The organism is Emticicia aquatica, assembly GCF_923079645.1.
Lineage (GTDB): Bacteria > Bacteroidota > Bacteroidia > Cytophagales > Spirosomataceae > Emticicia > Emticicia aquatica.
The window spans coordinates 57,022-76,948 of record NZ_CAKLPY010000002.1; the positions used below are offsets into that span (position 1 = coordinate 57,022).

Below are 19,927 nucleotides of genomic sequence, written 5' to 3' on the forward strand. Positions count from 1 at the left end.
AAGTACTTTTAGTTTCAAAGTAAATTAACAAAAAAATCTACGAACCTTTGATAAACTTTTCTAATTCGTTCAGATGCTCATTAAAAGCTTTTTTGCCTTCATCAGTTACGCTGTAAACTGTGCTGGGTTTTCTACCAATAAATTCTTTTTTGAAAGCTATATAATTTGCTTCTTCTAAAGCTCGCAAATGGGTAGCCAAGTTGCCGTCCGTCATTGACAAAAGGTCTTTCAATACAATGAAACTTACTTCGTCGTTAACCATCAGCACCGACATAATGCCAAGTCGAGCTTTGCTTTCGAATGCTTTATTAAAGTTTTGTAAAATTTGCATATTTGGCTGTTAGCATTTTCGCTATTAGCTTAATAATCAATAAGTTATATTCAAAAATCAAGCAGTTATTTTATCATATTTAAAATACATCACAACGCCATAAACAATATGTAATACGCCGAATCCTGCCGCCCAAAAAATCAAATTCCAGCGAGCTAAAAACAATGAAATGATTCCTAAAACAATTTCACCCATTCCTAAATAATATGTGTCACGAACCGTATATTTACTTGCATTGACCAGTGCGATTCCGTAAAAAACTAAAGTAGCGGGAAATGCTATCCAAAAGAAACCATTATAAATAAGACCTAAGCAAAAAATACCTCCCGCAAAAAGTGGAACTAACATACTATTGAGCAAACGTTTTGAAGTTGAATTCCAAACATTTAATCCTTGTTTTCGGGCTTTCCTGATAGTAAAAAATGCACCTGATAACAACGCACCAATCAAAACGAAAGCGGCATCAATTAAAAGTAATGGTACAATTTCTTGCCTCACAACTGGGTCGAAAAGCAAATAAAGTGCATCAATATGGATTTTTTGATGAGCATACCACGCTCCCAATAAAGCACATACACCCGCCGAAATACCCGAAAGCCCACTCAATGAAAGGAATTTCGAGGAGCGTTCCATCAGGGAACGAATTTCTTTTAGATTTTCGAGATGTTCGTTCATAAAACAATGAATGAATTTTGAATGAATAAATGAGCGAATGTTTGAATTCTATTTTCCAAAGCAATTTGAATGATTCTTGAATTACTAAAATTTACTGAGAATTTTAGGCAAAAATATAATAATTCCGACAATAACCGCTACAATTGAAACGATTAAAACTGCGGCTGCGGCCAAATCTTTTACTTTTCCAATGAGTTGATGATACTCTACTGAAACAAAATCACATAATTTTTCGATAGAAGTATTGATAGTTTCAACTGCTAATATTAAACCAATTTGCATAATAATAATTGTCCATTCAACAGCAGAAATTTTAAGATAAAATCCAGTTAGTAAAACTATTATAGCAGAAAGCAGATGAAATCTTGCATTGTTTTCTGCTAACAAAAAATGTAATCCAGCAATGGCATAACGGAAACTACGCAACATTTTTAACACTTGCATAACGATTAGGAATTAAAATGAGAATCGAAATATATAACACCATTACAACAAGTGTAAAAACTAACGTTATTTTCATTGCCAATGGATTTTGTAATTCGTGAAAAGATTTTCTGGCTAAATAGAAAGGATGTGTAAATATATCCCAGCTATTGAAACGAATAAATCGACCGAGATATAATCCAAAACCAGATAAAACAATACTTGCCGAAACAATTATCCAAGCGATTAACTTACTTGTCAGGCCATTAAGTACTTGATGTGCCACATATAACGAATATAATCCTGTGCTAATTCCAGCCAATGCTACCATAAAAAACTCACTGTATCGAACCATACAATTTGTCCGTTAAATTCGCCTAAATGTATCAAATCAGTGATAATATAAGGAGCATTCGGAAAGAACAAAAGCCATAAACCAAGATTTATTAAAATGAAGAATTGGTTATATATTCCTTTTTTTGACTTTTGAATTGAGATTCTTCGGGCTATTAAAGCAAAAAAAAGTGGCATCCAAGCTAAGAAAAGATTCCAAAGTAGATAAATACCTCGTAAATGTCGCGTTTCGATTGTTCGTACGAGCAATAAGAAACAACATAAAGATGAAAGTAAAACCAAACTCAATGTGGCTCGGCTGATACTAAATGTTAATCGGATTTGATTTGATTGCATTATTTTCAAAAAGAACTTTGTATTGCAAAGTAAATTTCAAAAAACAGAATATGCAAGTATTTTTTAAGAAAATAATTGAAAATTAATTTTTCATTACTTTAAATGTTCTGGAAAAATTATCGAAACTAATTTTTAAGAGATACAATCCATCATTTGAATTGCTTAATTTAGTATCTAACAAAGGCTTTATTTCTTGCCAATAACCCTCCTTTTCAAGCAATAAAACACCGTTGGTGTTATGTAAAGTAGTTTTCAAAATTTTATTGGTCAACTCATTGATTGGAAAAATATCGACCGAATGTTCGGTTGGATTCGGTCCAACATTTAGGGAAGGTACTTCTATTTCAGTACCAAGCACTGGTGCAATAACGACACAGGTTGGTTTGATTGTTTTTTCAAAAGTCGAACTCAAACCTTCCGAATCAGTGGCTGTCAGCGTAACTTTATAAAAATAATTTTGGGTATCACACGGCACGATTCCTAAAACTACGTCGCCAGAGAGTCTATAAAATGAAGTCACAAAATGAATATGGTCATCATGATAAAGCAGCACCGACCAAACATAACTCAATTGATTCTGTGCTTGTTCGGCGTCTGTTACAACGGCATTTAGCGTGACTGCAAAATCTTTTATGTTTTCAAAACTATCAATTTTATCAAGACTCGTATTTAGTATCGTTGGTGGAGTATTATCTACAAATATACTCATCGTTTTGGTTGCAGAAAGCCCAGCGTCATCTGTTACTTTTACGGTTACTGAGTAGGTTGTTGATTTGCCTTTTGTATCAAAAATATGCGTTGGATTTGCTTCAGTAGCGGTTTTTCCATCACCAAAATCCCATTCATATTTCAGTGCAGTTCCTTCAGGGTCTTTTGAATCACTTGCTTTGAAGCTTACATTTAAAGGTGCTTTTCCATAAATTGGGGAAGCCGATTGCACAACGGTCGGGCGTCGGTTGGCATTCGGATTATAAGATAATCGACGAACTTCGTGAATATTTGGATAGAAGTAATTGGTATAATAAATTGCTCCGTCTTTGGGATTAATGGCAAAAGAAGTTGGGTGAATATCGTTCACGAAATCAATTACTTCGACTGGATTATTTTTATCATCAAACCTAAAAGCCTTTATCCAACCTTCATAATCTCCGTGATAATAAAGATTTTGGTATTCTCTCGGAAACTGTGAATAGTTATACCAAATACCGCCAATTGATGCTATCCCTGAAAACTTATTACCCTTAAATTGTGGCGAACCAACCGCAAAAGCATCACCATTTACAATTCCTTGAGCAAAAGTACCACGCCAATCAATGACAGGTTTTTGATGTATTTTAGGCAAAAATCTAGCATCTTGGTACGATTTATTTGTATAATCAATGCCTTCATAAGTTGGCCAACCAAAATTTAGTCCACCTTTTGGAATAACATTTATCTCTTCTCTATGCGACCATCCAACATCACCTAGATAAATAATTCCTGGATTTCCATCAATTGCTTTTGCACTTCCAGTATTCGGTTTAAACGAAAACCGAAAAGGATTACGGAGTCCATAACTCCAAATTCTTGATTTTTGAGAACGAGGTTTTTCGCTTTCATAAAATGGATTTGAACTTAATCCATCACCAGTATTTGGATCAATTCTAAGAACTTTTCCATTTAAAGAATTAAGGTTTTGACTACGATAAGCATTTATATTTTCTTCAGATTTAATAAAACCTTGGCTAATTGCTTCTAAAAACCATTCGTTTTGAGAATCTTCCAAGACTCCATCGGTATTGTCGCTTGCCAAAGCACCATCGCCTACGGTTGCAAAAAGCGTTCCGTCCAAGCCAAAAACCAACGAACCAACACCATGATTATCAACCAAAATAGGAATTCCTGTGGAAGCCGTTTCACCAATTAAGATTTTCCTTGAAGCCAAATCAACTGTCTTAAAACCACTATTTGCTGTGAGCGTGTATCGGGTAATCCTTGCAATTGTATTCTGAAAAGGGCTTTCATCATTCGGATTATAGCTTGGTTTTCCGAAATTCAAAACATGGTGTCTTTTCACTACATACATTAAATAAACGTAGCCATTTTTCAAAAAATCAGGGTCTAGCACAAAACCGTTCAGTCCGTGGTCGCCATAATCTAATACTTCTAAACTTATATCAATGATTGGATTAATTGATTTCTCGCCATTTTCAACAATAAAAACTTTTCCACTTTTCTCCCAAACATACATTCTTCCATTTGCATCAAAAGTAAGTCCAGTTGGTGTATTAAATTTATCAGTAATCACTTCATCTATGAAGCCAGAAGGTTGGGCAAAAACATTATTACTCAAAAAAAGTACATGAAGAAACAGCGAAATACGCAATAAAATATTTTTAGTCTTAGCAGCCATAAAGTGTTGATTTTTAAATCAGACAAAATTATGTAATTACTGCTAAAACAAAGAACCGATAAAGAAATAATGAACCGTAAAATAAGTTAATTTTACATTTTAAAAATTATTCGTAGTAGTTCATGTCAGAAATAACATTTGATTATAAAACCGAGCTTCCTAAACTCCCTGAAGAACCTGGAGTTTATCGTTATTTTGACGAAAATGGTGAAATTATTTATATCGGGAAAGCCAAAAATCTAAAAAATCGTGTAAGTAGTTATTTCTATAATTTCAATCGACACGACCGTAAAACTCGACGTTTGGTTATTCATATTCGCAAACTTGAATTTACCATTGTTCCGACCGAATACGACGCACTTTTACTTGAAAACACACTCATAAAAAAATATCAACCTCGCTTCAATATTTTGCTACGAGATGATAAAATGTATCCGTTTGTGTGTGTAACCAACGAACGTTTTCCGAGAGTAATTACAACTCGACGCATCGAGGATAAAACAAAAGGCAAACTTTACGGCCCATTTGTTAACTCTAAAGCGATGTACGCTTTGTTAGAAATGTTTAGCCAATTATATACCATTAGAACTTGTATTTTAAATCTTTCTGAAGAAAATGTTGCTTCAAAAAAATTTAAAATTTGCTTAGAATTTCATATTGGTAATTGCAAAGGCCCTTGTGAAAACCGCCAATCAGAAGAAGATTATAACAAAGAAGTTGAGCAAGTTCATCATATTTTACGAGGAAATCTTGCTCCTGCCAAACAATATTTCGTGCAGCGAATGCAAGAATCTGCGGCAAAATTGGCTTTTGAAGAAGCCCATCAATTCAAATTAAAGCTCGATTTTCTGCAAAGTTATCAAAGTAAAGCCACCGTTGTCAATCCTGCAATTAAAGATTTAGACGTTTTTAGTATTGTTTCTGATGAAAATGCGGCATATATCAACTATTTAAAAGTAATTAATGGCACAATTACGCAAAGTCAAACTTTGGAAGTAAAGAAGAAATTAGATGAAACAGAAGATGAAATTTTGACAATGCTGATTGTTGAATTAAGGCAATTATACGAAAGTGAGTCAAAAGAAATTGTAACAAATATTCCGCTTGACATTGATATGAAAGCCGAACTTGCTGTACCTCAAATTGGGGATAAACGAAAGCTGATGGAAATGTCGCTTAAAAATGTGATGTATTTCCAAAGAGAAAAGGCAGAACGTGAAGCAATTGCAGCGAGCGGAGCAACTAATAAACGAGATAGAGTTTTGGTAAAACTTAAACAAGATTTACAATTAAAGTCAATTCCTAGACACATCGAATGTTTTGATAACTCTAATATTCAAGGAACAAACCCCGTTTCGGCTATGGTTTGTTTTATCAACGGTCAACCTTCGGTGAGAGATTATCGACATTATATTCCCAAAACGGTAGAAGGCCCAAATGATTTTGCTACAATGAAAGAAGTGGTTGGCCGTAGATATGCCCGTTTACTAGAAGAAAAAGCTGATTTACCAGATTTGATTATTATTGATGGTGGAAAAGGACAACTTTCGGCTGCATGTGAAGCACTCAAAGAATTGAATATTTATGGGCAAATTCCGATTGTTGGAATTGCTAAACGCTTAGAAGAAATCTATTTCCCCGAAGATTCTTTGCCGCTTTATATTGATAAAAAATCAGAATCGTTGAAACTCATTCAACGTTGCCGTGACGAAGCTCACCGTTTTGGAATTACGCATCACCGTGACCGTCGAAGTAGAAACTTTTTGATTAGCAGTCTTGAAAGTGCTCCAGGAATAGGAAAATTAACTGCTACAAAAGTATTGAAACAATTTAAGACCATTTCAAATATCAAAAATGCTCCTGAAGACGAATTAATTAAATTAGTTGGAAAAGATAAAACTCACCGAATTAAGGAGTTTTTGGAGAAAGAAAGCTGATGCTTCGTGGACAATTAGATAAGTCAATTGTCCACGAAGTTCTCAAATTTATTTTTTATCAATCCAAATGTATTTTGTTTCTAGGATTGAATCATTCGATAACTTAACAATATATTTACCGCCTCCCAAAAAAGACAAATCAACTAAACGTCGCTCCGACAAATTTGGAATGGGAGAAGAATAAATCAGTTTTCCATCTAACGAATAAACTGTAAATGTAAAGTTTGCAACATTATCTTTCGCTTCGAGCGTTACGAAGCCATCAGGCGTCGGATTTGGATAAATTATAATGTCTTTAATCGAAACATCGGGAATAAACGAATACGCTCCCGATAGATTTGAACGACAGGCTAATGCTTTATTATTAATCGTATAATTTTTAATGGAAGCAACTGTTAAAAAACTAGCTTTATTTGCTTTTAAAAATGCCGTTTTATTAGACAAAACTATTCCATCTTGTTTCCATTCATAAGTTACATCAGGAATAACTGTTTTCTGAATAGCCTGTAACGTAAATGCTCCAATTTGTGTAATTTCAGGAGTTTCTGGACGAGGAATAATAGAAAATGTAGCTGGATCAGAACTTACTGAAATACAACCATTTCCATCTTTTTCTTTAACTGTAACACTATAAGTACCAACTTTTGCAATGGTAATAAATTGGCCAATTTCATTGGTACTCCAGATATTTTCTTTCAAACCTGTTGATGCCAACGTGACTGTATTTCCTTCACAAACAACTGTTTCACTTTGGTAAATAACAGGCTTCCCAGGAGGTGTCAGTGCTTGTGTAAATACTTTATTTGATTCTGGAGAAATGCACCCTAAATTGGTGATTCCTCGAACAGAAAATGAACCCGAATTTTTTACTGTAATTTGTCTTTGTTTTTCGCCAGAACTCCAAAGAAATGAAGCATAATCAGGCGAATCAGTCAAAATATCAGTGCTACTTCCTTCGCAGAAAAATGCACTTTTATTGGTATAAGCAACTGGAATTATTGTTGGAAACACTTTTTTGACATCAATTGATGACGTAAAAAAATAATTTCCAGTTTGGTCTCTAACAAGTGCATCAAACGAACCGCTTGTTGCCGTAATGCTTGCATCCGCCGTATTATTTGACCATTTATACGATTGATAACTTGTTGGCAAACTAACCGTAACTTTATCGTATTCTTGACAAGCAATTTTTAAGTTTACAATTGGCGATGGTTGGCTGGGCAAAGATTGACTAAAAAAAGTGTCATTCAGCTTTGCATTCCAAGCCTTTGCTAAATCAGAAATACCCGCGTCAGTAAAATGTACGCCTTCTGTGCGTGGCACTTGTATCGAATCTGTATAAGGCCCTTCAAAAATATAATCAGCTGGATTAATTACGCTATTTTGTGCTTTTATAACAGTTGGATAAACTTGGTCGTACAACAATAAACTTGTGCGAGAAATCATCCAATTAATTTTTTTTCCACTTTCAACCCTGCTTTTTTCAATGATTTTTTTCAAAGCAGAAACATAATATTCTTCCGTAGTATTTTGTTCAAGTTCGGCTTCTCCCTGACACCAAAGCACAGAGCGTAAACCTAATTGTGAAATATAATATTGTAATGTAATGCGTAAATAAGAATAAGGCGTATTATTTGGAAATGTATATTTATAAAAAGGATGTTTTGTTGGAATACCAACTGAGCTACTGTACCAGTTTTCAATACTTGTTCCTTGATAAGCAGCATTAAAAAACATAATTGGCACATTGAGGCGTTTTGCTAATAAATCACCTAATTCTCCCCAACACCAAGTTCCTTGACCACGTGGAGCTATAGAAGAAGTAGCATCCAAATGAGAGAAACTGTTATACGGCGGAATTTCATCTAAGAAGTCTATTTTTTCGTAATTGAAACAGTTTACTCTGTCATCAATAGAAGCTTTTTCTCCAAAACCTCTTTTTCCCTCAGCGTTAGATTGTCCTGCAATCAAAAAAACTTCACCAATTCCTACCTTATCAACAGTTGGCTGTGTTACAACTGCTCCATTTTTCCAGCCTCTAACTTGTAATTGATACCAACCGCCTGTTCCTTTTATTGAGCCAACAAACGAACCAAATTGGGGTTTATCAACCAATACAACCCAATCTGTAGCCGTTCCTTGCCCATCTTTAATAGGAACTAATCTTGCCTCTATTTTTTGGAGTGTATCTTCATAGATTCCAGAAACATGAATGGCCGATGTATTATTGTTATCTCTTTGAAAAACACTTCTTGAAAGTGGTAGGTTAATTGTAATTTGGGAAAAACCAGAAACATTAACGAATAATAAAACAAAAAACAAAACAAGGTTTCGCATCAGTAAATACTGTATTTCAAAATTTAAAATAAACGCAAATATACTTAAAAAATATATTTATTTTAGTCTGTACGCCTCACATTAATTATATGATAAACAGCAGGTTATGAAAACAAACGACCATTATTACTTAGTTTTTAATTCAAATTAGGTGAATTATCCTAAAGTCAGGAAATATCTTTTAACCATTTTTTAACCTTCGATTCCCATTCTGCCTGCATTGGTCGATTGACGCTATGGTTGGTTTCATCATCATATTGCCTTTGTAATTGATTCATTTCTCGATAAGATTCCAAGTATTCATACTGAATCATGCTATTTAAATCAATGATTAAATCTGCATCCAAAAGACTGACTTTCTTTTTAAAACGTTCAACAACAAGCTTGGTAATATCAAAATGTAATTGTTCATGTGCAAGAGAATACGTATCATGAGCCGCCGATGTTACCCATGACATACCACGAATCATATAGGTTTTGGTCTGAATCTTCGCTTCGATGTAACCATCAACTACTCTAAAATTTGCTCCATAAGCAAAATTTGAAAAAATAGCCGCTCCGTAATGACTATTGGTCGGTTTGCCTTTAAAATCATCCCAAGTCAATTTTTTTGTATCATAACACACCGTATCTTCATCAATTACATCAGTTTCAGGTAAAAAAACAATTTTCACTCCATGTATCAAAGCCTCATGTTTGCCTCCATTTAATATCAACCATTTATCAAAAAAATCAATTGATTTAATAAATAATGGTGTAACCAAAGATTCGTATTTGCTCATTTCCATTTTGTCATCCGACCGTAAATAAGTTGTTGAAATTGCCGTTTCTACGAGTGAAACGGTATCTCTTTTACCCAATCGCTCGAAACCTACTTTCAGCGAAATCTGTCCAGAAATACTTCCATTTGCTAGACGATTTTCGGTGATTTTGAAATCTAAAATATTATAGGAAATAGCAATCAACGAATTACTCAAAGGAATTGCTTGCAAAAGTATTTTTTTTACCGCAGATTCAACACCTCCTTTCAAAACAAGGGTTTCTTTTTCGGTTGAGGAAACTATAATTCGACCGATATTTTCCTTCTCATAACGACTATCTTTTACATTTTTAATATCGAAAGTTGAGTTTAATTTAACCTTTATAGGATTCAAGGAAATTAATTTTTGAGCCTTACTAACAAATGAAATAGTAAGGACAAAAATCAAAAAAAGTGTTTTTCTAACTTTCATGTAACAACTAATAACCATGATTTATTTTCAAAAACATGAACGATAAAACCAAAAATGTAAGCATGATTCTTTCCGAAATATAGAAAAAAATATTACATAATTATTTAAAAATTAGATAAATTGACGCCTAATATTTTTGTTCTAATAATTATTTAGAGAATCAACTATTTTAAAATTATGTCATTTCAAGCATATATCGACAACATTAAAATCAAGACAGGTAAAAGTCCTGACGATTTTAAAAAATTGGCAGAAGAAAAAGGGTTTTTACAAAATGGTCAGCTTAAAAGTGAGGTAAAAGCTGGTCAGATTGTGGCTTGGCTGAAAGAAGATTTTGAATTGGGACACGGCCACGCTATGTCTATTTTCGCATTATTTAAAGGAAAAACAGAATAATGAAACTCATTTTTTTTCCTTAAACAACCAATAAAAATGGAAACTTTTCACGTATTAAATGGTGACTGTTTAGCAGAACAATTAAAACAAACTTCAATAAATCAAAACTTTATTATTTGTCGAGAATGTTTAATTGAAGGTGATTTACAAGCAAAATATATAGCTGATTTTTGGAAAATTCGAGCCGAATTTATCACCAAAACTTACAATGCATCTATCGAAGAGTATTATAAAATAACGGTGAATGAGTTTGAAAAACTCACAAATTTGCCAGAAAATACGAAGGTTTGCTTATGGTTTGAAAACGACTTATTCTGCCAAACTAATATGTGGTTTGTACTCTATTTGCTTAAAGAAAAGCAAAATATACAAGTTTTTCGGGTTTTTCCAATCATCGAAAATAAATCGGATATTTGGAAAGGTTTTGGAATAGTCAATACCGAAAATCTCGAACAAGCGTATGCTTCAAAAATTCGTTTTCAACAAAAAGATATCGACTTAGGTTATCATTTATGGAATGCCTATCAAAAAAATGATTTAAATAAATTAAAGGAATTATCTCAAGAATCATCAGATTGTTTCGATCATTTAGAAGAAGTTTGTCAAGCACATATCGACAGATTTCCGTCAGATAATACTTTAGGCAGACCTGAAAATATGGTGAAATACATCCTTGAAACACAAACGAAGGAATTTCAAGAGGTTTTTTCAGCGTTTTCTGAGCGAGAAGGAATTTATGGTTTTGGAGATTTACAGGTAAAAAGTATTTACGAACGACTTTTATATTAAAAAACACCCATAAAAGCTTGCGTTTTACAGGTGTTTTTTGAAGTTTTAGATTAATATTTTAAATCAAAAACAGCTCCAACATACACAATTCTGCTTATTGGGGCTGATCCATAAACAGAGATTGCATTGGCATTTGTTAGGTTAGTTCCACCGATTTTGAACGTTGTTTTGAGAGGTTTAGCCTGATAATTAACTTGGGCATCAAGTGTGCCAAAAGCCTTGATTACACCTTCATCAAAAGGCATGAAATAGGTGTAGGTATCACTCCAACGATAATTAATCGAATAAGTTAAATTATTCACTATCAATCCATTAGCCCCTAAATTGAATTTATTTTTTGGTGTGTTAAAACCAGCTATTAAACCTTTTATATCAGAGATTTTAGACCAAGTATAATTTCCATAAAAACTCATTTTTTTACTCAATCGATAATCAACGCTGATAAAAGCTCCTTGCGTAGTGACTGGCTTATCAAAATTAGCCCAAGTTTGAATAAACCGACCACGAGTACGGTCACTTACAGGTTTCGCCCAGTCGCCTGTTTTTGTTCCAGTAAAATTTCCTTCGGGCATTATGCCATCTTCACGACCTTGAAAACGCACAATTCCAATAAATCCATTATACAAGCTTCGATAGTAACTCAAATCAATCTGTAAATCTTTTGTCAACATTGATTTGTAGCCAATTTCCCATGAATTCATTTTTTCAGGAGCTAATTTTTTTACATCATAAGGTGCTGTTCCTGCCGAATTGAGTCCTTTAAAACCATTCTGAGTATTTCCGATAAGTAAAATACTGCCATAATCTAAGTAGATATATTGGTCAAGTTGTGCAGGAGCTCGGTAAGCTGTTGAATAATTCGCTCTAAAATTATGATTGCCCGTAGCATACACAGCCGAAATTCTTGGAGAAAGTTTTGGGTCAAAATTCTTGAAATAATCTAATCTTGCTGCGGTAGCCAAAGTTAGTTTTTCATCAAATAATTTTTGTTGAAACTGCCCATAAACTCCTGATTCCCAGTTTATTATGACATTTCTTTGTTCAGTATTTAATGGAGAATAAATTCCATCCGAGAATAACGTTCCATTAGATTTCAACAAATAGGTTCTGTAAGCTCCACCAAGCACCACATTAGTGGATTTGAAACGAAACTCACGCTGTGCCGAGAAATCGACATTACGAGCCGTATTGGCAAAAGCAGCTCCTTTAACTGATGTCCCATTAATTTTCAAATCTCCAACTCCGTTAGCCACTTGTTGAGTTACATTTCTAGAAACCGAATTTGATGCTCCTATTGGATTAGATGTAATTTGTAGATTTTTTGTTAAATCGAATGCAACTTTTGCTGCATTTTCAATACTTTGTCCACCTTGAATGCTCGGTAAAGAAAAAGTAGTTGGCACGCCACCATTAACGGCATCGGGTGTATAAACTCCAGCTAAATTTCCTCCACCAAAACCATTACCACGAGCTGCGGCAAAAATCTGATTCCAAGCACTGAAATAATTGGCAGCAATTGTTGGAAAAATACCATTCGATGGGTCGGTCATTCGCATATTTTGTAGAGCGTTGGCTACACCACCAAGTTCGTAAGCTTTTCCACCATAATCAAACATCGAGTAAGCACGCACAAACCAACGGTCATTTTTAATCTCAAATTTATGCAAATCATATTGCATTTCACGCCATGCAAAGCGACTTGTACTTTGAAAAATACCATTCCCGATTGATTTTCTGTATTCGTATGACGCTTTTGTATGCTCATTAATTTTGAAATGCAACGACGGATTTAATCGTACATTACCGGCTTTGAACGAATCTCCTAAAAGTCCAAATTTTGAACCAGCATTTGCTGACAAAATTTCACTTTCTTTGAAACCAGGCATATAAATTCGGTACGGTTTTCCATCATTATATTTTGTAAAATCTGGGTTTGAAATGGTTGAACCAATATCACCAAAATAATTAATTTTATTCCAACCAAAAGGTGAACCGTAGGCATTATTAGTAGCATCCGAGCCAGCCAAACCACCTTCAGTAACAGCTTTTATTGCTGCATCTGACTCACCCAAAAACTCATTTCCAGTAATAAAATTGGCATTCAATTTAAAGGCAAAACGCTTGGCAAAAACTTGAGCATAACGAATTTGTGTATCAAACAATGACCTCGAACCACCTCGAACTGAAGCTGCCAAACCTTGGTTTTTGAAAGGGTCTTTTGAATTCATCAGAATTACTCCGTTCAATGCTCCTGAGCCATAAAGAGCCGAATTTGCTCCATAAATTACTTCTATATTATCAATGTCTAAGTCTGGTGTTCCCATCCAATTACCTCCGTAGAGCGAAGAAGTTGGCGACATAAACTCCACATTATCAGCCAATTGCAGTAATCTTTCAGCTTTTGAACTATTAAAACCCCGTGTGCTTAGACTAGTTACAAACCAACTTGATTGATTGACATCAATTCCTTTATAGCGTGCCAATGACGAAATTAACTCAATGCTTGGCGAGTTTTGCAATTGAGAGGCTGAAATTTTAGTAATTGAAATGGGTGATTTAAAAATACTTTCTTCAATTCTTGATGCTGAAACTACAACTTCATTTAAAGTTTTAGTACTATCTTGAAAAATAGTTTGTCCATAGACATAGTTGGTTAACAAACTCAATAAAATGTAAATAATTTTCTTCATTTTTCTGTGGTTTAATAAAAAAAATCCCTCAATTGGGTAAAACTGAACGGTGCTATTCTTCAATCCATTTCTTGAATTGAGCAGCATTTTCCTGACTAATACTTACTTCGGCTTTGGCAAGATGCAGAAGTTCGAGAGCGATTTTGCCTTTAAAAGAAGGTTTAAAACTTAAAATTGCATTGATATGAACAATAAATTTGCGATTTACTCGAAAAAACTCCCGACTAGGCAATTCTATTTCGAGTTCACTTAAACTTCGCTCAACAGTATATCGTTCTCCTTTTCGGTCTATTAAAAATACCATTCGAGCTTCAGTATAAATAAATGCAATTTCTGAGGTCAATACCACATAATAATTCGTTCCTTTTTTGGCAATCAAGCGGTCTTTATGAAAAACATTTTTAGTGTTTTTTGAATTATTTTCGGCCGAAAAACGCTTCAAAAAATGTACATTTAGTGATTCATACTTATCCAAAACTCGATTTACTTCTTCCTCTCCTATTGGTTTTCGCAAATAATCAATACCATTGAAAACCATTGATTGTGACCAATATTTGTCATAAGCCGACATAAATATGACAGGAAAAACTGGGTTAAATTCTTGAAATACTTCAAATATTAACCCATCCTGCAATTCTACTTCACACAAAACCAAATCTGGTAAAACAGCAGTATTGAGCCACATTTTTACTGCTTGATTGGTTTTCAAACACTCAATAGTTGCCAAAGGGTAATGATCGGCTATTATTTTCGTAATTAGCCTTGCATTACTTTCTTCTTTTTCTACCAAAAGAATAGTCATGGTCATTTGAGTATCAAGATTTCCGCTTTCAAACGAGAATTTTCGGATTTGGCGAAATAAAATTTGCGTTGCAAAATTACAGAGAACAAATTAGAATACAGGCATTTTGATGTTTTGAGTAAGTTTTTCATAAAAAGTATCGAAGAAACTTAGCTTTCAATTAGAAAAGAAAAAATCTTCAAGATGAAATGTTAGTTTTGAGCAGGAATACATTGTGTGCAAAACTTGACAGTTAGTGTTTTTTAAAAGTGATTTATTTACTAGAAATACTGAAACTTTCGTATGTTTGAGGGTTTGAGAACAATTTATAAGCATCACTTTCAAAATTAAAGAAACAATGCAAACTGATAATTTATTAAAACAAGTAAACTTTATAAAAGAAATTGATAAACTGAAGTATATTCAACGAAAAACTAGACTATTTAATAGCGACAGACACGAAAACGACGCAGAACACAGTTGGCATTTAGCTATGATGACGATTGTTTTGGCAGAACATTCAGACAAACCAATTGATGTTCTTAAAGTTTTGAAAATGGTTTTAATTCACGATATTGTTGAGATTGATGCAGGCGATACTTTTATATACGATTCTCAAAAAAACCACACAAATACAGCCGAAGAACTTATTGCTGCAAAACGAATATTTGGGCTTCTACCAACAGAACAAGCAGAAGAGTTTATTGCAATTTGGCAAGAATTTGAAGACGGAATTACAGACGAAGCAAAATTTGCTAAATCAATGGATAGATTTGAACCATTACTTCAAAATACGTCCAACAATGGCGGAACATGGAAAGAGTTTAATGTACCTTATCAAAAAGTTTATGAAAAGAAAAGTGCAATTAAAAAAGGGTCAAGCAGTATTTGGGAGTATGCAAAAAAACTACTTAACGAAAGTGTTAATAAAGGCATTCTTTTGAAAGAAACTAGTTGACCGTAATAACTTTTATTAACAAAAGTTTTGTTTTAGTTGATTTGATGTGCTTTGTGCTTCGATTGAATTTTTCGCAACTCTCACTTCTTCAATTTTATAACTGCTCCCAAAGTATTTGCCGAAAAAACAAGGGTATCAGATTTGTAGCCTATTTTTTCAAAAATTAAGGTTACACTGGAGCAATTTCGTCCTCCATCAATATCAGTAAATTTAAAACTCCCTACAGAATCGGTCTTGATGCTGTTGTATGATTCGCTTTTTTTGTAAATCACCACATCCGATAAAACTTGCATTTTTTGAGCGTCATAAACTATTCCTTCAACTTTTTGCAGACAGTCGCAACTCTGCATAAAAAGCATAACACTCCCCAAAAACAAGCAATATTTTAAGTATATCATGCAAAATGAGTACGTGGTTTTCATGGGAAATTTAGTTTTAACAATGAAATCTTAAAGCAAAATACACAAAAAAATAGCAGGTTGTTTCTTTTAATATACACAAATCGTACGTTTTTCGACACTTTGACACGAATTTGTTAAGGTGTTCGTCTTTTGGAATGTGAAGTAAATGTTAATTTTTCATTAAAATTTCAACTAATCAAAAGACAAACCTAAAACACTAATCATGAAATCAAAGATTCTATTTTTTACGGCTATTTCGCTCGTAAGCCTTACAATTTCGTGTAATAAGCTAAATGATACTGAAACTGTTGACCCGATTCATGCAGGTTTAACAGATTGGACAGAAGCGACTCACGGAAAAACCGACCCCAACTACGATATGGTTTTTCCGCAAGATAAAATCAACACACTCGAAATTACTTTGACATCAGAAAATTGGGCAGCCATCAGAGCCGATATGGTGACTAAAGCAGGAAATGATTTTGGGGTTGGCGGAAATCAAGCGGGTGGTGGCCAAGCGGGTGGCGGAGGTGCTACATTACCAACTGGCGGTCAGATGGGTGGCGGTACACCACCAACTGGTATTAATGTTGATAGCCTAAGAGCAGCAATGGGTGGAAATCCGCCAACTGGTGGAGGTGGTGCCGCTGGTGGTGGTGGAGCTTTGGATATAATTCCCGGTGACCCCATTTACGTACCATCATCGGTTAAATTTAATGGTAAAGAATGGTATAAAGTTGGTTTCCGTCTGAAAGGAAATTCGAGTTTATCACAAGCTTGGAGTGCTGGTATTTATAAATTACCTTTCAAATTACAGTTTGACGAATTTGAAGATACAAACCCTGAAATTACAGATCAACGTTTTTATGGCTTCAAAGAGTTTTCTATGTCTCCTGGGCAGGGTGATGCTTCCTTGATGCGTGATAAAGTTGTGGCTGATTTGTTTCGTTCGGCGGGAGTTCCAGCGGCACGTACATCATTCTATAAAATATACATTAACTTTGGCGATGGTCTGAAATACTGCGGTGTTTATACAATGGTAGAAGTTATTGATGATACAATGATTAAAGACCAATTTGGTGAGGACAAAGGCAATATTTATAAGCCAGAATCAACTTTCCAAAGTTTCTTACAAACCAATTTTGAAAAGAAAAACAATGAAGATGCCGCCGACTGGAGCGATGTACAAGCGATTATTACGGCTCTGAATGCGACAAATCGTACATCAAATGCGGCGGCATGGCGTACAAACCTCGAAAAAACATTCAACGTTGACCATTTCTTGAAAGTTTTGGCTATCAATAATACAATCGTCAACTGGGATGCTTACGGAGCAATGGCTCATAATTATTATTTATACACGCCTAGCAATACCAAAAAAGTCACTTGGATTCCGTGGGATTTTAATCTCTCAATGACCTCTTCAAATGCAGCTGGAAATACAACTCAACAAGGAGGTGGAGGTGGTATGAGAGGCGTTTCACTCGAAATGACCGAAGTTGCTGCCAGTTGGCCTTTAATCAGGTATTTAGCCGATGACGCAACGTATTACGCAAAATATAAGTCTTATGTAAAAGATTTCAATGACAATTATTTTACATCTGCCAAAATGAATGCGATTTTTGATAAGAACTATAACTTGATTTCATCATCAGTCATGCAAGAAGTAGCTCCTTATTCTTACCTATCAAATACGGCCACTTTCACAAGTGCCATTACACAACTCAAAGCCCACGTCGTGACACGTAATCAGGCGGTTGCTACATTTTTGAAGTAAAAATCGTTATTTGGAGAGAGTTGAAAGTATCAAACAAACTATTAATTCTCTCCAAACAATCAAATCTATCAGTCTTAAGGTAGTTTTATTTTATGTGTAAAATTTTGTAACGATATTGCTAAGCTAATTAAAACGCTTAGAAAGCATCATTTGTAACAATCTATTAATAATATGAAAATTTTCATTTTGTTCTTAATGCCTTTTTGCCTCTTGGCACAATCAAAAAAAGATATTCGTAAGAATGGTGTCAAAGGAATTACCGAAGTTGTTGTAGAATATGAAAACGGAAAAGAAGTTAGCCACAACGATGTTTCCAAGAAATTTGATAAAGAAGGTGAAGTAATTTTGGAGGTCAACTACGACAAAAACGGAGCATTGAAAGACAAAACCACTACCAAATTCAACAAAGATGGTGATAAAATAGAAGAACTCATTTCTGATGCATCAGGTAAACAAATCAGTCATTTTATTTATAAATACAATGCTGACGGCGAAAAATCTGAAGAAATCAAATATGATGCAAAAAATGCTATTATTAGTCGTTCCGTTTACGTAATCAATGGAAAAGGATTGAAAACCGAAAAAAAAACCTACGATGCGAAAGGGAAGTTGATTCAGACTAAAAAATATATTTATGAGTTTTAAAAAACAGTTCATAAAAAGGAATACCTGACCATGACTAAGAATATTTTTTTCGATAAAATTCAAGAAGAAGTCAAGCTGTTTGAGCCAATTACTTTGGCCGAAATGGAAGGGGTAAAACTAATGGATAGAATGGACGTAAAATATCTGATTCCAATCAATTTTTTGCCCGCAATATTGGCTGATGCCAAGCAACATTACAAACTATTAGAGATTGATAATCAGCGAATTTGCCCGTATCAAACACTCTATTATGATACCGAAGATTTAAGACTTTATCATCAACATCAAGTAGGTAAGCAAAATCGTTATAAAGTGCGTTCACGTAATTATGTTGGGTCTAATTTGCAGTTTTTTGAAGTAAAATTCAAGAATAATCACGGTCGAACCATCAAAAAACGCATCAAAACTAATGGTATCAATGAGCCATATTTGCATGATGATAGTTCAGCTTTTTTGAGCAAAATCAGTCCACTCGACCCCGAAAATTTGCAAGGAGTGATGTGGGTAAATTATAGCAGGCTCACACTCGTCAGCAAGCATAGTCCCGAACGCCTCACGATTGATTTGGAACTTACCTTCAAGAATGATGCGAAAGAAATACAATATGCCCAAATAGCAATTGCCGAAATTAAGCAAGAAAAAGTTGGTGCATCTCCTATATTGGATATTCTAAAAAAACACCAATTAAAATCAGGGTCAATAAGCAAATATTGCTTCGGAATCATCAGTCTTTTTGAAGGCATCAAACAAAATAATTTCAAGAAACACCTAAAAAGAATTTCTAAAACATTACACCAATATGAATCTTTTACAGCAAACGCTATCGCCTGATAGCCTACAAACTGTCCAAGCAGCTTCTTTCGAGTTATTCGACAAACTTTCGAGCAAATTTTTCATCCGTTTATTCATTGATTTAGCCTCTGTTTTTGTATTAATTCGATTAATTTTCTACAAAAACTACAAGAAAGCTGACCAATATCTCACATTTTTCGCTTTCAACTTGGTTATTTTCTTGATAACTTATTTGCTCAATAAAGTTGAGATGTCGATGGGGGCTGCTTTTGGTTTGTTTGCCGTTTTCTCAATGCTTCGTTATCGTACAGAAAGCATTTCGACCAAAGATATGACTTATCTTTTTTTGGTGATTGCCATTGGTTTACTTTCTGCCATCAGCAAAGGTGGGTGGGACGAACTAGCTCTGTTAAATGGCATCATTTTATTGGCAACTTTCTTACTTGAGAGCAATTGGCTCATCAAAAAAGAGTTTACCAAAAATATAATTTACGATAATATCAATTTAATTACGCCCGAAAAACGTGAAGAATTATTAGTAGATTTAAAAAAACGTACGGGCTTTAATATTCATCGAGTGGAAATTCAAGAAATAGATTTCTTGAAAGATGCTACCCGAATGACTATTTATTTTTATGAATAAAAGTACGGCGAGTTTTCCACCCGTCCGAAACACAAAAA

Annotated in this window: 17 protein-coding genes and 1 pseudogene; 8 read left to right on the forward strand and 10 right to left on the reverse strand. The window is 34.2% G+C overall.

The window, feature by feature from the left end; genetic code table 11:
* Positions 1–37: 37 nt before the first annotated feature.
* The 5 genes and pseudogenes from MJQ71_RS09980 to MJQ71_RS10005 form a co-directional block, all read right to left on the reverse strand.
* Positions 38–331, reverse strand: coding sequence for a winged helix-turn-helix domain-containing protein (locus MJQ71_RS09980; RefSeq protein ID WP_238806468.1), 294 nt, complete (start codon positions 329–331; stop codon positions 38–40).
* Positions 332–388: 57 nt separating this feature from the next.
* Positions 389–1,006, reverse strand: a complete 618-nt coding sequence (locus MJQ71_RS09985; RefSeq protein ID WP_238806469.1) for a hypothetical protein — start codon at positions 1,004–1,006, stop codon at positions 389–391.
* Between the two features lie 84 nt (positions 1,007–1,090).
* Positions 1,091–1,450, reverse strand: coding sequence for a diacylglycerol kinase family protein (locus MJQ71_RS09990; protein WP_238806470.1), 360 nt, complete (start codon positions 1,448–1,450; stop codon positions 1,091–1,093).
* Positions 1,425–2,119: pseudogene (locus MJQ71_RS20960) on the reverse strand (DUF1361 domain-containing protein). The gene MJQ71_RS09990 and the pseudogene MJQ71_RS20960 overlap by 26 nt, the downstream one beginning before the upstream one ends.
* Before the next feature lie 82 nt (positions 2,120–2,201).
* On the reverse strand, positions 2,202–4,511 hold the full coding sequence (locus MJQ71_RS10005) for a PQQ-dependent sugar dehydrogenase (RefSeq protein ID WP_238806473.1): 2,310 nt from the start codon (positions 4,509–4,511) through the stop codon (positions 2,202–2,204).
* 122 nt (positions 4,512–4,633) lie between these two features.
* Here MJQ71_RS10005 and uvrC point away from each other — a divergent pair, with 122 nt between their 5' ends.
* Positions 4,634–6,448 (forward strand): excinuclease ABC subunit UvrC, encoded by a 1,815-nt coding sequence (gene uvrC, locus MJQ71_RS10010; RefSeq protein WP_238806474.1) that lies wholly within the window; start codon positions 4,634–4,636, stop codon positions 6,446–6,448.
* 48 nt (positions 6,449–6,496) lie between these two features.
* On the opposite strand, the gene MJQ71_RS10015 is transcribed toward uvrC, so the two are convergent.
* Positions 6,497–8,785, reverse strand: a complete 2,289-nt coding sequence (locus MJQ71_RS10015; protein ID WP_238806475.1) for a T9SS type A sorting domain-containing protein — start codon at positions 8,783–8,785, stop codon at positions 6,497–6,499.
* A 167-nt stretch (positions 8,786–8,952) separates the two neighbouring features.
* The gene (locus tag MJQ71_RS10020) at positions 8,953–9,939 is read right to left on the reverse strand and encodes a hypothetical protein (protein WP_238806476.1); all 987 of its coding nucleotides are present in this window, start codon (positions 9,937–9,939) and stop codon (positions 8,953–8,955) included.
* Between the two features lie 255 nt (positions 9,940–10,194).
* Here MJQ71_RS10020 and MJQ71_RS10025 point away from each other — a divergent pair, with 255 nt between their 5' ends.
* Positions 10,195–10,413, forward strand: coding sequence for a DUF4287 domain-containing protein (locus tag MJQ71_RS10025; RefSeq protein ID WP_238806477.1), 219 nt, complete (start codon positions 10,195–10,197; stop codon positions 10,411–10,413).
* A gap of 36 nt (positions 10,414–10,449) precedes the next feature.
* Positions 10,450–11,202 carry a DUF1835 domain-containing protein gene (locus MJQ71_RS10030; protein ID WP_238806478.1) on the forward strand — a complete coding sequence of 251 codons (753 nt, stop codon included), beginning with the start codon at positions 10,450–10,452 and terminating at the stop codon, positions 11,200–11,202.
* Between the two features lie 50 nt (positions 11,203–11,252).
* Here MJQ71_RS10030 and MJQ71_RS10035 read toward each other — a convergent pair whose 3' ends face one another.
* The gene (locus MJQ71_RS10035) at positions 11,253–13,892 is read right to left on the reverse strand and encodes a TonB-dependent receptor (protein WP_238806479.1); all 2,640 of its coding nucleotides are present in this window, start codon (positions 13,890–13,892) and stop codon (positions 11,253–11,255) included.
* Between the two features lie 52 nt (positions 13,893–13,944).
* Positions 13,945–14,700: a LytR/AlgR family response regulator transcription factor gene (locus tag MJQ71_RS10040; protein WP_238806480.1), complete on the reverse strand. Its 756-nt coding sequence runs from the start codon at positions 14,698–14,700 to the stop codon at positions 13,945–13,947.
* A 331-nt stretch (positions 14,701–15,031) separates the two neighbouring features.
* Between MJQ71_RS10040 and MJQ71_RS10045 the strand changes: the two genes are divergently transcribed.
* Positions 15,032–15,631: an HD domain-containing protein gene (locus MJQ71_RS10045; protein ID WP_238806481.1), complete on the forward strand. Its 600-nt coding sequence runs from the start codon at positions 15,032–15,034 to the stop codon at positions 15,629–15,631.
* An 80-nt stretch (positions 15,632–15,711) separates the two neighbouring features.
* Here the strand turns inward: MJQ71_RS10045 and MJQ71_RS10050 are convergent, their stop codons facing one another.
* On the reverse strand, positions 15,712–16,053 hold the full coding sequence (locus MJQ71_RS10050; protein WP_238806482.1) for a hypothetical protein: 342 nt from the start codon (positions 16,051–16,053) through the stop codon (positions 15,712–15,714).
* 202 nt (positions 16,054–16,255) lie between these two features.
* On the opposite strand from MJQ71_RS10050, the gene MJQ71_RS10055 reads away from it, so the two are divergent.
* The 4 genes from MJQ71_RS10055 (at position 16,256) to MJQ71_RS10070 (ending at position 19,889) form a co-directional block, all read left to right on the forward strand.
* Positions 16,256–17,809, forward strand: a complete 1,554-nt coding sequence (locus MJQ71_RS10055) for a CotH kinase family protein (RefSeq protein WP_238806483.1) — start codon at positions 16,256–16,258, stop codon at positions 17,807–17,809.
* Positions 17,810–17,980: 171 nt separating this feature from the next.
* Positions 17,981–18,454 (forward strand): hypothetical protein, encoded by a 474-nt coding sequence (locus MJQ71_RS10060; protein WP_238806484.1) that lies wholly within the window; start codon positions 17,981–17,983, stop codon positions 18,452–18,454.
* 30 nt (positions 18,455–18,484) lie between these two features.
* Positions 18,485–19,285: a polyphosphate polymerase domain-containing protein gene (locus MJQ71_RS10065; protein WP_238806485.1), complete on the forward strand. Its 801-nt coding sequence runs from the start codon at positions 18,485–18,487 to the stop codon at positions 19,283–19,285.
* Positions 19,254–19,889, forward strand: coding sequence for a DUF4956 domain-containing protein (locus MJQ71_RS10070; RefSeq protein WP_238806486.1), 636 nt, complete (start codon positions 19,254–19,256; stop codon positions 19,887–19,889). Before MJQ71_RS10065 ends, MJQ71_RS10070 begins: the two co-directional genes overlap by 32 nt.
* Positions 19,890–19,927 lie beyond the last annotated feature (38 nt).